This is a genomic window from Salmonella sp. 2020_1395, assembly GCF_043848115.1.
GTDB lineage: Bacteria > Pseudomonadota > Gammaproteobacteria > Enterobacterales > Enterobacteriaceae > Salmonella > Salmonella enterica.
Genome location: NZ_JBCMFH010000014.1, coordinates 64949 through 79004 on the forward strand (window position 1 = coordinate 64949; position 14056 = coordinate 79004).

Annotated in this window: 15 protein-coding genes; 7 read left to right on the forward strand and 8 right to left on the reverse strand. The window is 52.8% G+C overall.

The genetic code is table 11. From position 1 onward, the window contains the following. Positions 1–35 precede the first annotated feature (35 nt). A complete protein-coding gene (gene epmB / locus ACH0WD_RS19300; protein ID WP_000940484.1) occupies positions 36–1064 on the reverse strand; it encodes an EF-P beta-lysylation protein EpmB in 1029 nt (342 codons plus the stop codon). A 40-nt stretch (positions 1065–1104) separates the two neighbouring features. On the opposite strand from epmB, the gene efp reads away from it, so the two are divergent. The 3 genes from efp to ecnB all read left to right on the forward strand — a co-directional run bounded on the left by efp (position 1105) and on the right by ecnB (position 2120). Beyond that, on the forward strand, positions 1105–1671 hold the full coding sequence (gene efp, locus ACH0WD_RS19305) for an elongation factor P (RefSeq protein WP_000257282.1): 567 nt from the start codon (positions 1105–1107) through the stop codon (positions 1669–1671). A gap of 60 nt (positions 1672–1731) precedes the next feature. Continuing rightward, a complete protein-coding gene (locus ACH0WD_RS19310; protein ID WP_000977686.1) occupies positions 1732–1866 on the forward strand; it encodes an entericidin A/B family lipoprotein in 135 nt (44 codons plus the stop codon). A gap of 107 nt (positions 1867–1973) precedes the next feature. Further along, on the forward strand, positions 1974–2120 hold the full coding sequence (gene ecnB / locus ACH0WD_RS19315; protein ID WP_000239598.1) for a lipoprotein toxin entericidin B: 147 nt from the start codon (positions 1974–1976) through the stop codon (positions 2118–2120). A gap of 30 nt (positions 2121–2150) precedes the next feature. Here ecnB and ACH0WD_RS19320 read toward each other — a convergent pair whose 3' ends face one another. After that, positions 2151–2738, reverse strand: coding sequence for a LuxR C-terminal-related transcriptional regulator (locus ACH0WD_RS19320; protein WP_000912959.1), 588 nt, complete (start codon positions 2736–2738; stop codon positions 2151–2153). Positions 2739–2994: 256 nt separating this feature from the next. Between ACH0WD_RS19320 and sugE the strand changes: the two genes are divergently transcribed. After that, complete coding sequence (gene sugE, locus ACH0WD_RS19325; protein ID WP_000118469.1) at positions 2995–3312, forward strand: quaternary ammonium compound efflux SMR transporter SugE; 318 nt, start codon at positions 2995–2997, stop codon at positions 3310–3312. Between the two features lie 16 nt (positions 3313–3328). On the opposite strand, the gene ACH0WD_RS19330 is transcribed toward sugE, so the two are convergent. From ACH0WD_RS19330 to frdA, 5 genes are all read right to left on the reverse strand, one after another. Further along, positions 3329–3862 (reverse strand): lipocalin family protein, encoded by a 534-nt coding sequence (locus ACH0WD_RS19330; protein WP_001238396.1) that lies wholly within the window; start codon positions 3860–3862, stop codon positions 3329–3331. Positions 3863–3973: 111 nt separating this feature from the next. After that, entirely contained in the window at positions 3974–4333 is a 360-nt protein-coding gene (frdD, locus tag ACH0WD_RS19335; protein WP_000609650.1) for a fumarate reductase subunit FrdD, read from the reverse strand. A 10-nt stretch (positions 4334–4343) separates the two neighbouring features. Continuing rightward, positions 4344–4739 (reverse strand): fumarate reductase subunit FrdC, encoded by a 396-nt coding sequence (gene frdC / locus ACH0WD_RS19340; protein ID WP_000208749.1) that lies wholly within the window; start codon positions 4737–4739, stop codon positions 4344–4346. A 10-nt stretch (positions 4740–4749) separates the two neighbouring features. Then, a complete protein-coding gene (frdB, locus tag ACH0WD_RS19345; RefSeq protein ID WP_000829509.1) occupies positions 4750–5484 on the reverse strand; it encodes a fumarate reductase iron-sulfur protein in 735 nt (244 codons plus the stop codon). Then, entirely contained in the window at positions 5477–7267 is a 1791-nt protein-coding gene (gene frdA / locus ACH0WD_RS19350) for a fumarate reductase (quinol) flavoprotein subunit (protein WP_001192958.1), read from the reverse strand. Before frdA ends, frdB begins: the two co-directional genes overlap by 8 nt. 322 nt (positions 7268–7589) lie before the next feature. On the opposite strand from frdA, the gene epmA reads away from it, so the two are divergent. The 3 genes from epmA (at position 7590) to ACH0WD_RS19365 (ending at position 10661) form a co-directional block, all read left to right on the forward strand. After that, positions 7590–8567 (forward strand): elongation factor P--(R)-beta-lysine ligase, encoded by a 978-nt coding sequence (gene epmA / locus ACH0WD_RS19355; RefSeq protein WP_000004794.1) that lies wholly within the window; start codon positions 7590–7592, stop codon positions 8565–8567. Positions 8568–8792: 225 nt separating this feature from the next. Then, on the forward strand, positions 8793–10295 hold the full coding sequence (gene yjeM / locus ACH0WD_RS19360; protein ID WP_000149872.1) for a glutamate/gamma-aminobutyrate family transporter YjeM: 1503 nt from the start codon (positions 8793–8795) through the stop codon (positions 10293–10295). A 51-nt stretch (positions 10296–10346) separates the two neighbouring features. Continuing rightward, positions 10347–10661, forward strand: a complete 315-nt coding sequence (locus tag ACH0WD_RS19365) for a YjeO family protein (RefSeq protein ID WP_000074655.1) — start codon at positions 10347–10349, stop codon at positions 10659–10661. 66 nt (positions 10662–10727) lie between these two features. Here the strand turns inward: ACH0WD_RS19365 and mscM are convergent, their stop codons facing one another. Next, positions 10728–14054 carry a miniconductance mechanosensitive channel MscM gene (mscM, locus tag ACH0WD_RS19370; RefSeq protein ID WP_001236755.1) on the reverse strand — a complete coding sequence of 1109 codons (3327 nt, stop codon included), beginning with the start codon at positions 14052–14054 and terminating at the stop codon, positions 10728–10730. Between the last annotated feature and the right edge of the window lie 2 nt (positions 14055–14056).

Sequence of the window (14056 nt, forward strand, 5' to 3'; positions counted from 1 at the left end):
AATATTTTTCGTCGTCCCTGACGCGCCCGCGAGGATTAGCACTGCCGAAGCTGTAAATCCAGCGGTGTTTTGCTCGGTTCGCCGCCGATTTCACGCGCCAGTCTTGGCACCATATAGCCGGATACCAGCGTGAGCAGTTCGCGCATGATTTGCCGGGCTTCGTCATCGGTGACCATAAAATGCGCGGCGCCCTGCACTTTATCCAGCACATGCAGGTAATAGGGCATCACGCCGGCGTCAAATAGCGCGTTGCTCAGATTCGCCAGCGTTCGCGCGTTATCATTCACGCCACGCAGCAGGACGCTCTGGTTGAGAAGCGTGACGCCCACGTGGCGCAGTTTCTTCATCGCCAGGCCGAACGCCTCGTCCACTTCATTAGCGTGGTTGATATGGTTCACCAACAAAATTTGCAGACGTGACTGGTCAAAGCGGGCGACCAGTTCGTCAGTAATGCGTGCCGGGATGACGATAGGCAACCGACTGTGGATGCGTAGCCGCTTGACGTGCTTAATGGCTTCCAGTTGCGTGAGCAGCCAGTCCAGCTCATGATCTTTCGCCATCAGCGGATCGCCGCCGGAAAAGATGATCTCATCCAGTTCCGGGTGTGCGGCGATATACTCCAGCGCGACTGTCCAGTTGCGCTTATTGCCTTGATTCTCCGCATACGGGAAGTGACGACGGAAACAGTAGCGGCAATTTACCGCACATCCGCCTTTTACCAGCAATAGCGCCCGGTTTTGGTATTTATGCAATAATCCTGGCACCACGCTGTGTTGCTCTTCCAGCGGGTCGGTGGAGAAACCGGGGGCGACAATAAATTCATCCCGGGACGTCAGTACTTGACGTAAAAGAGGATCGTCAGGGTTGCCCTTCTCCATGCGCGCAATAAAAGCGCGCGGCACGCGGAGGGCAAACAAGCGCCTGGCGTCCTGTCCTGCCCGGAGGTTTTCATCAGCTTCAATCTGTAAAAGATGCAGCAGTTCGTCGGGATTGGTCACAACATCGGCAAGTTGCGCTAACCAATCTTCTCGCAATGGGGTATTTAGGGTTACAATATGCGCCATTTTGTGGCTTAGCTACCAGTTAACAATTTCAGAGGGCCTTATGGCGACTTACTATAGCAACGATTTTCGTTCCGGTCTTAAAATCATGTTGGATGGCGAACCTTATGCGGTTGAATCCAGTGAATTCGTGAAACCGGGTAAAGGCCAGGCGTTTGCCCGCGTTAAGCTGCGCCGTCTGCTGACCGGCACGCGCGTTGAGAAAACCTTCAAATCGACCGATTCCGCTGAAGGCGCGGATGTAGTCGATATGAACCTGACTTACCTGTACAACGACGGTGAGTTCTGGCATTTCATGAACAACGAAACCTTCGAGCAGCTGTCTGCAGATGCCAAGGCTATCGGCGACAACGCAAAATGGCTGTTGGATCAGGCGGAATGCATCGTAACCCTGTGGAACGGTCAGCCTATCTCTGTCACTCCGCCGAACTTTGTTGAACTGGAAATTGTTGATACCGACCCAGGTTTGAAGGGCGATACCGCAGGTACTGGCGGCAAACCAGCCACGCTGTCTACTGGCGCAGTGGTTAAAGTTCCGCTGTTCGTGCAGATTGGCGAAGTGATCAAAGTCGATACCCGTTCCGGCGAATACGTATCCCGCGTAAAATAATTTACGTTATCGGGAAAAATGGTGCAGCGTATGCTGCGCCATCCTATTTTTCGCGCCTCAATGATGAAACGCTTTATCGGTCTTGTCGCGCTGGTTCTTCTTACCGGCACATTATTAACGGCATGTAATACCGCCCGCGGCTTCGGCGAAGATATTCAGCATCTTGGCCACGCCATCTCCCGCGCAGCCAGCTAATCGCTTCTCGTCTTCCTAAAATTAGTCGATCGCCCGTCATTTTCTGGGATGTTGTCTATTATTAAGTTGCTATACACAAACAACATTGGCTAGAAAAGGAAGACATTATGGTTAAAAAGACAATTGCAGCGATCTTTTCTGTTTTGGTACTTTCCACTGTATTAACTGCTTGTAATACCACGCGCGGCGTGGGCGAGGACATCTCGGACGGTGGTAGTGCGATCTCTGGCGCTGCAACCAGAGCTCAGCAGTAATCATCAACGGTACGGCATGGCGTCGTACCGTTAATCGATTTTCTCCGGAAGCATAAGAAAGGGAGAATACCGGTTATCCATATGAAGTTTCATACGGATATTACGTTTATAGGTGTAAACCGTTTTCCCGTGAATGCCAAGCGCATACGCAATCTCTTTATTGCTGGTGCCTTCCGTCCACATCGCGAGCACTTTTTCCTCCTGCGGAGAGAGCAATGGCGTGGCGCTTTCCGGCGCTTCCTGCAGTGGATGAGTATATAGCGCTCCTTTAATTCGTTGTGCAAGCTCATGTAAAGGCGTGTGTTTAGATAACACCGCATGACTGGCATATTGCGGTCTGTACGGCATATTCCCTGACTGTAATAATACCAACGGCGTCATCCTGCAGGCGGCAAAAAATGCATTGATAGGCTGTTCGGGTAAGGCATCGTTGAGAAAACCATATAAATCAGCGATAACCAGGTGGGGCTTCCATTGCAGAATATGTTCTTTCGCCAGTATAAGGTTATTCATCCCGGATACCAGCAGTGAAGAACTGAGCACATCAGTGTGATTAAGCCAGGCCTCCATGCCCGTACGGGTAAAGTGGCATCGGTCTATCACTAAAATTTTCAACATAGTTTTTTGCACCCGGAAGTAGATAAAGCACTTTCTTTCCCAGAAGGCGTTCCATCATAGAGAACTCCTGTGGGCGCTAAATGCGAAAACTACGCGGCTTAAAAGGGCCAATTCCCGCCTTTAGACGGAAAAAAATAAAAAGGTTGAAATTCATTTTCTCTCAGGCAAGAATGGCTTTTCATCCGTATACGTTACAGGACGACCTGTAAACGCTATTCTCACCGGGGACGGCCCCATTAATTATCTGGAGCCTGCTATGTCCTGGATCATTCTATTAATCGCTGGTTTACTTGAAGTGGTATGGGCTGTCGGCCTGAAGTATACCCACGGTTTTTCTCGTCTGACCCCCAGTATTATCACCATTACGGCCATGGTTATCAGTATGGCGTTACTTTCCTGGGCAATGAAAACGCTGCCTGTTGGAACGGCGTACGCCATCTGGACCGGCATCGGCGCCGTTGGGGCGGCAATCACTGGTATCCTTCTGCTGGGCGAGTCTGCCTCACCGGCGCGTTTGCTCAGTCTTGGCTTGATCGTCGCGGGTATCATTGGGCTAAAACTCAGTGCGCATTAATTCGTCGCTGATATTGCTACGAACCTGATTGTTTTACCCAAATTAATTTATTGACGTCAAACCCCTCCCGGGTCGCGACGGCCAGCATTTGCTGTTTTATTTCCTCAGAAAGCGTTGGCGTGCGAGAGAGTATCCACAGATAGTCGCGATCCGGGCCGCACACCAGCGCATGACGGTATTCCCGGTCAAGCGCAATCACGTTATAGCCGCCGTAGAACGGGCCGAAAAAAGAGACCTTGAGCGCGGCGCGGTTTGGACTACCGGTAAAATACGCTTTGCCTTCTGTTTTTTGCCACATTTCCCGATCCGGGTTATAGCCTTTATTGATGACATTAATCCCGCCATCGTCACGCAGACTATAGGTGGCCGTGACTTGTTCCAGTCCACGTTCAAATCGATGATCGAGGCGTGCGATCTCATACCAGGTGCCGAGGTAACGTTTGGCATCAAAGTTATTTACCACGGTAACGCCTTTAGGCGGGGTAGGCGAACTACAGGCGACAACCAAAAATGCCGCAGTAACCGCAGCAACGACGGGCAGCAAGCGCATAGCGTTTTTCCTTCCAGTGTTTTTTCTAAGTGTAGAACCTGGCGGGAAAATGAGAGGCAGGAAAAGAAAAAATGCCCTCTTATCGGGTAGATAAGAGGGCGTCGTGGCAACTTAGAGAGTGATAACGCCAATCGCCGTCACAACGGTCAGGATTGCCGCCAGACCGTAGAAGACCCATTTGCCCGCAGGCACGTGGATTTTCAGGTCATGCATCGCGTGGTGCATACGGTGTAGGCCACACCATAGCGGCAGCACGATCATCAGGAATAGAAAAACGCGACCAATAAAGCTTTGGGCGAACGTCAGTACGCGCTCAAAACTCAGGGCATCGCCCGGAAATAGCCCCAGCGGCAGCATGATGCCAACCAGTAGCACGATCACCGGCGCGATGATCGCGCCCCACATACCGCCTGCGCCAAACAGTCCCCAGAATACGGGTTCATCAGAACGTTTTGGGTTTGGATTAATCATCCGGGACTCCTTACCAGAACAGGGCAACATACAGAATGACTACGGTGACTACCGCAGTGACCACCCAAAGCCCTTTGATGATTGGCTCTGGCCCCATTTTTTCGTCTTTTACAATGATATTGGCCGCCTTCGGCGCCAGTTCAAACCAGGTTTTGGTGTGCAGCAGCGCGGCCGCCAGAGTGATCAGGTTTAAGATCACTACCACCGGGTTTTGTAAAAAGCCGACGAATCCCATCCAGGATTCCGCGCCGTGTTTGAGCGCAAACAGACCGAAAATCAGTTCAATACTGAACCAGACTGCCGGCACCGCTGTGCCTTCGCGCAGCATATAAAAGCGATAAAACGGCAGTTTTTTCCACCAGGTGGACGTCATCGGCCGCACATAGGGTTTGCGTTTAGTCGTCATGTTGCACTCCTTAGCGTGGTTTCAGGGTGGCGATAAGAAAGTCTTTCGAGCTTTCCACTTTACCCTGCTGAATGGCCGCAGCCGGATCGACATGTTTTGGACAGACTTCGGAGCAGTAGCCCACGAAAGTACAGGTCCATACGCCGTTCGGACTGTTCAACTGCGCCATACGCTCCTTCTTACCGTGATCGCGGCTATCTTCGTTATAGCGATGCGCCAGCGTAATCGCAGCCGGTCCGATAAACTCAGGATTCAGACCGAACTGCGGGCACGCGGCGTAGCACAGACCACAGTTGATGCAACCGGAGAACTGGTGATACTTCGCCATTTGCGCCGGGGTCTGGACATTCGGCCCCTGATCTGGCGTGCGAGAGTTGCCAATAATGTACGGTTTAATCGCTTCCAGGCTTTCGATAAAGTGCGTCATATCGACAACCAGATCGCGCTCAATCGGGAAGTTCGCCAGCGCTTCCACCTTCATACCGTTGGTGTAATCGCGCAGGAAGGTTTTACACGCCAGTTTAGGGACGTTGTTGACCATCATGCCGCAAGAGCCGCAGATCGCCATACGGCAGGACCAGCGGTAGCTCAGGTCTGGCGACAGGTTATCTTTGATGTAGCCCAACGCGTCCAGTAGCGATGTTGTTTCATCATAAGGAACTTCATAGAAAGCACTGTGCGGCGCGGTATCGGTTTCCGGGTTATAGCGCACCACCTCAACTTTCAGGTTTTTCATCTCAGCCATTCGCCTTCTCCTTCTTATCGGCTGCTTCCGCTTCACCGCCGTAAACACGTTTGGCTGGCGGCAGGGTGGTGATTTTCACGTCGCTGTATTCCAGACGGGTCGTGCCATCAGCATCGCGGAAGGCGAGGGTGTGCTTGAGGAAGTTCACATCGTCGCGCTCGGTACAGCCTTCATCCAGACGCTGATGCGCTCCGCGGGACTCTTTACGCGCCAGCGCAGAGTGCGCCATACATTCCGCTACGTTCAGACCATGACCCAGTTCGATGGTATACAGCAGGTCAGTGTTGAACACGCTGGAGGTATCGGAGATACGTACGCGCTTGAAGCGCTCCTGAAGCTCGGCCAGTTTATCAACGGTTTTCTGCATCAGTTCCGGGGTACGGTAAATACCGCAACCTTCTTCCATAGACAGACCCATCTCATCGCGGATCTTCGACCAGTTTTCGTTGCCTTCCTGGTTCACCAGATTTTTCAGACGCTGTTCAATATCGGCAACCTGGGCGTCGAGCGCGGCGCTATTTGCGGTGCCTGCCGTAGCAGCGCGTTCCATTGCTTGTTCGCCAGCCAGACGACCAAACACCACCAGTTCCGCTAGTGAGTTGGAACCGAGGCGGTTCGCGCCATGCAGGCCAACAGAGGAGCATTCGCCAACGGCAAACAGCCCTTTGACACGGCTTTCACAGTTCTGGTCGGTTTCAATGCCGCCCATGGTGTAGTGCGCGGTCGGACGTACTGGAATCGGTTCTTTAACCGGATCGACGCCGACATAGGCTTTCGCCAGTTCGCAAATGAACGGCAGACGTTCATGCAGTTTCTTCTCGCCGAGATGACGCAGGTCGAGGTGAACCACATCGCCGCGCGGCGTGGAGATGGTGTTGCCTTTACGCCATTCGTGCCAGAAAGCCTGGGATACTTTGTCGCGTGGCCCCAGTTCCATATATTTGTTTTTCGGCTCGCCCAGCGGCGTTTCGGGGCCCATGCCGTAGTCTTGCAGGTAACGGTAGCCATTTTTATTGACCAGAATACCGCCTTCGCCGCGGCAACCTTCGGTCATCAGGATACCGGAACCTGGCAGGCCGGTCGGGTGATACTGAACGAATTCCATATCACGCAGCGGAACGCCGTGGCTCAGCGCCATGCCCATCCCGTCGCCGGTGACGATGCCGCCATTGGTGTTATAGCGGTATACGCGGCCTGCGCCGCCTGTCGCCATGACCACGGCGTTGGCACGGATTTGCACCAGCGTGCCTTCCATCATGTTCATTGCCACCAGGCCGCGCGCATGGTTGTCATCAACCAGAATATCCAGCACGAAATGTTCGTCAAAGCGCTGGATTTGTGGGAACTGCAGGGAAGTCTGGAACAGGGTATGCAGCATATGGAAGCCGGTTTTATCCGCGGCGAACCAGGTACGCTCGATTTTCATACCACCGAAGCGACGCACGTTAACGCTACCGTCCGGACGGCGGCTCCACGGGCAGCCCCATTGCTCCAGCTGCGTCATCTCAGTGGGACAATGGTGGACAAAGTAATCCACGACATCCTGCTCACACAGCCAGTCTCCGCCTGCTACCGTATCGTGAAAATGGTAGTCAAAGCTGTCATGATCCTGGGCGACAGCGGCTGAACCCCCTTCGGCAGCGACGGTGTGGCTGCGCATCGGGTACACTTTTGAGATCAGTGCGATTTTAGCATTGGGATTCGCCTGTGCGGCAGCAATTGCAGCACGTAATCCCGCGCCACCGGCGCCTATAATGGCAAGATCGGCTTGAAAGGTTTGCACGACATTCCTCCAGATTATTGTAATTTCACCCTCGCGCAGCCAGATAAAGCCTCTGGGTTCTGCGAAGTATGAATGCGTTTCCACTGCTCCTTTATGGGTACAACAGTATAGTCTCAGGGATGTGAGGGAAATTTGACGTGTTCGATTTTTTTAGCGTATCAGAGGGATGAATTATCATTGATTTTGATTAATTTAATTACTAAACCATCTGAAATCACTTTTTTTACCCTCCAGAAGGCGCCCGATACGCCTGCGCAAAATTTGTTTCGCCCGCGCGTTGCGAGTAGACTTCGTGACCTTGTCTTAAACTGGAGAAAGAATCATGAGCGAAACGGCAACCTGGCAGCCGAGCGCGTCCATCCCCAATTTATTAAAACGTGCGGCGATTATGGCGGAAATCCGTCGTTTCTTTGCCGATCGTGGAGTGCTTGAGGTTGAGACGCCCTGCATGAGTCAGGCGACGGTCACAGACATTCATCTGTTCCCGTTCGAAACGCGTTTCGTCGGACCTGGCCATTCCCAGGGGATCAACCTCTATTTAATGACCAGTCCGGAATACCATATGAAACGCCTGCTGGCGGCAGGGTGCGGTCCGGTTTTCCAGCTATGCCGCAGTTTCCGTAATGAAGAGATGGGACGACATCATAATCCGGAATTCACCATGCTGGAGTGGTATCGCCCGCATTACGATATGTACCGCCTGATGAATGAAGTGGATGATTTGCTTCAGCAAGTGCTGGATTGTCAACCTGCGGAAAGTCTCTCCTATCAACAGGCGTTTCAGCGCCATCTGGAGATTGACCCGTTATCAGCAGATAAAACGCAACTGCGTGAGGCGGCGGCAAAGCTTGATTTAAGCAATATCGCCGATACGGAAGAAGACCGTGATACGTTGCTGCAACTGTTGTTCACGATGGGGGTTGAGCCGCATATAGGTAAAGAAAAGCCGACCTTTATTTATCACTTTCCGGCAAGTCAGGCATCGCTGGCACAAATCAGTACCGAGGATCATCGCGTCGCCGAGCGCTTTGAGGTGTACTACAAAGGTATTGAGCTGGCGAATGGTTTCCACGAACTGACGGACGCACGTGAGCAACAACAGCGCTTTGAACAGGACAATCGTAAGCGCGCCGCTCGCGGTCTGCCGCAGCAGCCGATTGACCAAAATCTGCTGGATGCGCTGGCCGCCGGTCTACCGGATTGTTCCGGCGTGGCGCTGGGTGTCGATCGTCTGGTGATGCTGGCACTGGGAGCAGAAAGCCTGGCGGACGTGATTGCTTTTACGGTCGATCGGGCGTAAATCTGAAATTCACTCTTTCGCGAGATAAAATGGCGCAATAAGCGCCATTTTGTAGCATATTTTTTCAATTATCCTCTATTTGCCACAACATAAGGCTGGAACTTTGATGCCATTTAGGTATCAATCCTGTGTTGATTTTTTTATCGCTGACCTTTGTAAAAAAGAAGGCGGCGTCAATCGGTGAGCGGCGTCTGGCAAACGCGCTCGAGAGTAAGGGATGGTTGAATGACCCACACGATAAAAAAGATGAGCCTTATTGGGCTTATCCTGATGATTTTTACTTCTGTTTTTGGTTTTGCGAATAGCCCGTCGGCGTTTTATTTAATGGGGTATAGCGCAATCCCGTGGTATATATTTTCTGCCTTGCTGTTTTTTATTCCATTCGCCTTAATGATGGCTGAAATGGGTTCCGCTTATCGCAAAGAAGAGGGCGGGATCTATTCGTGGATGAATAATAGCGTGGGGCCGCGTTACGCGTTTATTGGCACGTTTATGTGGTTTTCATCGTATGTCATATGGATGGTAAGTACGGCGGCAAAAATTTGGGTACCGTTTTCTACTTTTGTTTTTGGTGCCGATATGACGCAGCACTGGCGTATTGCGGGGCTTGAGCCTACGCAGGTTGTCGGGCTGCTCGCCGTTGGCTGGATGATTCTGGTGACGTGTGTCGCCGCCAGAGGGATCAATAAAATTGCGCGAATTACGGCGGTCGGAGGTATTGCCGTAATGTGTCTTAATTTAGTTTTATTGTTAGTGAGTGTCGCTATTTTGTTATTAAATGGTGGGCATTTTGCACAAGAAATTAATTTTACCTCGTCACCGAATCCGGGTTATCACTCCGGCCTGGCAATGTTGTCATTTGTGGTATTTGCTATTTTTGCTTATGGCGGTATTGAGGCTGTCGGCGGACTGGTGGATAAAACCGAGAAACCGGAAAAGAATTTTGCGAAAGGTATTGTTTTCGCGGCTATTGTGATTTCAATTGGTTATTCTTTGGCGATCTTTTTATGGGGCGTCAGCACTAACTGGCAACAGATATTAAGTAATAGCGCCGTTAACTTAGGGAATATTACCTACATTTTGATGTCGAGTTTAGGCACGACATTAGGTAACGCGTTAAACCTTTCTCCGGACGCAGCGATGACGGTGGGCGTCTGGTTTGCGCGTATCACCGGCCTTTCTATGTTTCTGGCTTATACCGGCGCGTTTTTTACGTTGAGCTATTCACCGCTGAAAGCCATTATTCAGGGGACGCCAAAAGCGTTGTGGCCCGCGCCGATGACGACACTGAACGCTAACGGTATGCCGGCGACCGCTATGTGGCTACAGTGCGTGCTGGTGAGTCTGTTTATTTTGCTGGTCTCTTTTGGCGGTGACACTGCATCGGCGTTTTATAACAAACTCACGCTGATGGCGAACGTCTCAATGACCTTGCCATACCTGTTCCTTGCGCTGGCATTTCCCTTCTTTAAAGCGCGTCAGGATCTGGAGCGGCCATTTGTTCTCTTTAAAACCAAAGCCTCTACCCTGGTCGCGACGGGTGTTGTGGTGCTGGTGGTGACGTTTGCCAACGTCTTTACCATCATCCAGCCGGTGATTGAAGCTGGGGACTGGGACAGTGCCTTGTGGATGATCGGCGGCCCGATCTTCTTCTCGCTGCTGGCGATGGCGATTTATCAGAATTACAGCAGCCGCATGAGCGCTGATCCGGAGTGGGCGGCGGAGTAATCTTTGTCCGGATAGCGTTAGCTCATCAGCTTTATGAAAAGGATATTTATAATGAGTCCGAAAATGTTTGCATTGTGCGCTATCTGGATTTTACTGGCTATCCCACTCATCGCTGTATTTTCAGTCCTGGATAAAGAGTGGATGATTGGCGAGAGTGGGATAAACAACATTTGTGATGTGATGAGAACTGTCGAAAATGATGATTCCAGAGGTTTTGGCGCGATGATGACGCTGCCCCTGTTTTTCCCGTTTTTTTACGTTACTGTGTATAAGAAAATACGTAGTTGGTTTTTGTACTGTGTCGCGTTGGTGATATTTGCTTACTGGTCCTGGCAATTCTTCCTGCGCTATCAGTTTTGTGTGTGATCTATGCTAAAAGACCTGATAAGCCTATGTCATCGAGTCTTTTAGCGTCATCCGGCGCCATTGCGTTTACAAACTGCCCGCCGGGCGGCTGGTTTTACCCGCTGACGTTAACGTTCTCCCCGTTTGTTTACCGCCGAGGCTCTCCAGACGCATCTGGAACGGCGGAAACGGCATATCAATACCGTGCTCGCGGAAGCCCGCCAGAATCAATTGGTGGATCTCATGGCGTAATGGCATACGGTGTCCCATTTCCGCGGCATAGATACGCAGTTCGAAAATTTGAATACCCTGCTGGAGATCCACCAGAAAGATTTCAGGCGGCGGGTTGTCCAGCACCAAAGAACAGCGCTGCGCCGCCGTCAGCAGAATTTGCGTCACCTCTTCGCTATTGGCATCCGCTGGCGCCGGGATGGTTAACACCACGCGCGTAACGGAGTCAGACAGCGACCAGTTGATAAACTGTTCGGTGATAAAGGCTTTATTCGGCACGATAATCTCTTTACGATCCCAGTCGCTGATGGTGGTGGCGCGGGTATTGATTTTGGTCACGCTGCCGGTGAGATCGCGAATGGTCACCGTATCGCCGATACGAATCGGCTTTTCAAACAAAATAATCAGGCCGGAGATAAAGTTAGCGAAAATTTCTTGCAGGCCAAAACCAAGCCCAACGCCGAGCGCGGCAACCAGCCATTGTAGCTTCGACCACTCAATGCCGATCATCGAGAAACCGACCAGTCCGCCAATCAGCATTAACAGATATTTGGTGATGGTCGTGATGGCGTAACCGGTACCAGGCGTTAAATCGAGATGCTGTAATAACGCCAGTTCCAGCAGCGCAGGCAGATTACGCACCAACTGCGTGGTGATGATAAAGACCAGAATCGCAATGAGCACCGCCCCGAGGGTAATCGGCTCCAGGCTTTCCACGCCTTGCACCGTAGAGGTGACATCCCACAGCGAAATATTCTCCAGGAAGCCGAATGCCGAGTGGATTTCCGACCACAGTACAATTACCGATAGCAGGGCGATAAGCATCAGAATTGAGCGGACCAGACGCAGCGACTGAGCGCTAATAGCGTCAAGATCGATTTCACTTTCATCGATGTCGACCGCGCCTTCCAGGCTGGAGGAGTGCGCCGGTTCTTCTTCGCCGCGCGCGCGCTGCGCCAGCATTTCCGCCCGACGATGTTTGGCGCGGTCAAAAGCCAGTCGGCGTCGTTGGATCAGCATCCAGCGGCGAATGACGTGATAGATGACCAGCAACAGGAACCAGATGGCGACCGAGGTTTCCAGTCTCGCCAGTAGCGCCTGCGCCGTGGCCAGATAACCCACCGCCGCCGCCAGAATCGCGATAAGCGGCGCGCCCATCAGCATATTCCACAGCAGGCTGTTGACCATGTTGTCGCCGTTGCCTTCTTTATCAAGATAGAGCGGGATGCCCGCTTTTTTCAGACTCAGCGTGACCAGCGCCAGCGCGCCGCATATCAGGATGAAGCAAAGGCGGCCCAACGAGCCGGAAAACTCCCGATCGTTAAGATTATCAAACATGATCACTGCCATGATGAGCGGCACGATCAGCCCAATGCTCATCAGGTAGTAGCGCATCGCTTTCGCTACCCGGTTTCGCGGCCAGCCGAAATGCGCCACAAACAGGCCATTAGGGCGGGCAAACGCGGCGCAAATCATGACTACCCACAACAGCGGTACTGTCGCCGTCACGCCATCGCCGATGGCGACGGCCAGCGGATACGGCCAGGCTTCCTGCAGACCATAGCCGAGCGTCGCCCACAAGACGGGCAGCGGCGAGGCGACCAGAATCGACCAGAACACCGTTCGCAGCGTCAGCGAGAAGTGATCCTGGGTGACTTTCCCGACGCGCGAGGCCGAGCGCTCAAGGAACCGGTTGAAGTGTTGGCGTGAATAGAGGCTAAACCCGACCAGCGCCAGCGCGCCGAATAACGGCAGCAGCGTCTCTTTGCTGGTCAGCATCATGATGCTGGCTTTACCTAACTGATTAAACGTATCTAATGAGATAAGCCGACGTAAATCCTGAACCAAATCAACAGGCCAGGAGAGCGATAGCGGGCTAACGTCAGCGGTCCAGAACAGATAACGGTGGGTCGCTTCATTAACCTCTTTAAGCGCATCCTCCAGTTGGCTGTTGGAGACTTTCAGTTTGGTCAGCTCCAGGATCAGCGTATCGCCGCCCTGTAACAACGAGTTGAGCAGCTCGCGCTGAGTGCGAAGCTGGGCGTCAAGAATCTGGTTTTGCTCGGCGGTCAGCGGCTGTCCATTGGCCTGACGTATTTGCCGTAGCTGCGGCTGCTTATTGAGTAACTCTTCATAGCGCATACGGTGAACGCGTAGCTGCGCCATTTCCGTATCAAGCTGCTGCGGTTTAGGCATCTCTGGCAGACGGGCGACCTGCGCGCGCAGCGCTTCGCCAAGCATGTTGGACACGCCAAGCCATTGCGACTGCTCCCGCAGCGTATTGAGCGCCTGGCGCACCTGTAACGTTTGGCTGGTGGCCTGTCGCTGCTGCGAGGCGACCAGATCCATCCGCTGCGCTTGTTGATTGAGCGCCTGTGACAGCTCGCGGTTGACTTTAAATTGTTCGACGATGCCTTCCGGCAAACCGGCGCTGTTTTCCGCCAGCAGCTCAGTGCTTTCCAGCGCGCGTTCCGCTTCACGTTGACGCAGGCTGTTGAGCTGATTGCGCAGCGCCTGAAGATACGCATCCAATTGCTGACTCTGTTTTTCCGCCAGCTCGGAACGCAGACGAGCCAGTTCCTGCCGGTTGTTGGCGGACAGTTGCGCCAACTCCAGTTCGTCGACTAACGCTTTTAGTTTGGCGGACTCCGCCTGCATACTGAGACTTTGCGCCTGGCTAAGCGCGGCACTTCCGCCTGCGGCGCCGAGTCGTCGCTCAATCTCATTAAGCTGGCGGCGGGCGTCGTTTTGCTGTTGGGGAAGCTGGCTGAGCGAGTCGGCGATCTCCCTGACGCGCTCCTGCTCCTGTTGCGCCTCGCGGGTTTTATCCAGTAGCTGGCTGCTAACCTGCAAGATCTCCTGATTTAACGCTTCGGTGGACATCTCTGGCGGTACGCTGCGAGGTTCATCGCGCAGATTATTCAACTGGGCGCGCAAGGTGGCGGATAGCTTAGGGAAATTATCAATAACGTGTTGATATTGTTTCGCGCGCTCAAGCGAGCCTTTTCGCTCTTCAAGCGCGTTTAACGCAGTCTGGAGCGCCTCAACGGCTTCCGGCTGAGCGGGCTTCGCCGCTTTTGCCTGCTCCAGTTCCTGCGTGATTTGTTTGGCGTCGGGGGCCGTTGCGGCGAACGCCCCCGTGCTGAGGCACCAGGCCATCAGAAAAGCGATAATCAGGCGCACGT

Bases quoted from the DNA above. Each gene is read 5' to 3' on its own strand.
- ACH0WD_RS19365 (WP_000074655.1), top strand. From the start codon at position 10,347: ATGAGTCCGAAAATGTTTGCATTGTGCGCTATCTGGATTTTACTGGCT.
- ecnB (WP_000239598.1), top strand. From the start codon at position 1,974: ATGGTTAAAAAGACAATTGCAGCGATCTTTTCTGTTTTGGTACTTTCC.
- efp (WP_000257282.1), top strand. From the start codon at position 1,105: ATGGCGACTTACTATAGCAACGATTTTCGTTCCGGTCTTAAAATCATG.
- yjeM (WP_000149872.1), top strand. From the start codon at position 8,793: ATGACCCACACGATAAAAAAGATGAGCCTTATTGGGCTTATCCTGATG.
- ACH0WD_RS19310 (WP_000977686.1), top strand. From the start codon at position 1,732: ATGATGAAACGCTTTATCGGTCTTGTCGCGCTGGTTCTTCTTACCGGC.
- frdB (WP_000829509.1), bottom strand. From the start codon at position 5,484: ATGGCTGAGATGAAAAACCTGAAAGTTGAGGTGGTGCGCTATAACCCG.
- epmB (WP_000940484.1), bottom strand. From the start codon at position 1,064: ATGGCGCATATTGTAACCCTAAATACCCCATTGCGAGAAGATTGGTTA.
- ACH0WD_RS19320 (WP_000912959.1), bottom strand. From the start codon at position 2,738: ATGTTGAAAATTTTAGTGATAGACCGATGCCACTTTACCCGTACGGGC.
- frdC (WP_000208749.1), bottom strand. From the start codon at position 4,739: ATGACGACTAAACGCAAACCCTATGTGCGGCCGATGACGTCCACCTGG.
- epmA (WP_000004794.1), top strand. From the start codon at position 7,590: ATGAGCGAAACGGCAACCTGGCAGCCGAGCGCGTCCATCCCCAATTTA.
- frdD (WP_000609650.1), bottom strand. From the start codon at position 4,333: ATGATTAATCCAAACCCAAAACGTTCTGATGAACCCGTATTCTGGGGA.
- sugE (WP_000118469.1), top strand. From the start codon at position 2,995: ATGTCCTGGATCATTCTATTAATCGCTGGTTTACTTGAAGTGGTATGG.
- ACH0WD_RS19330 (WP_001238396.1), bottom strand. From the start codon at position 3,862: ATGCGCTTGCTGCCCGTCGTTGCTGCGGTTACTGCGGCATTTTTGGTT.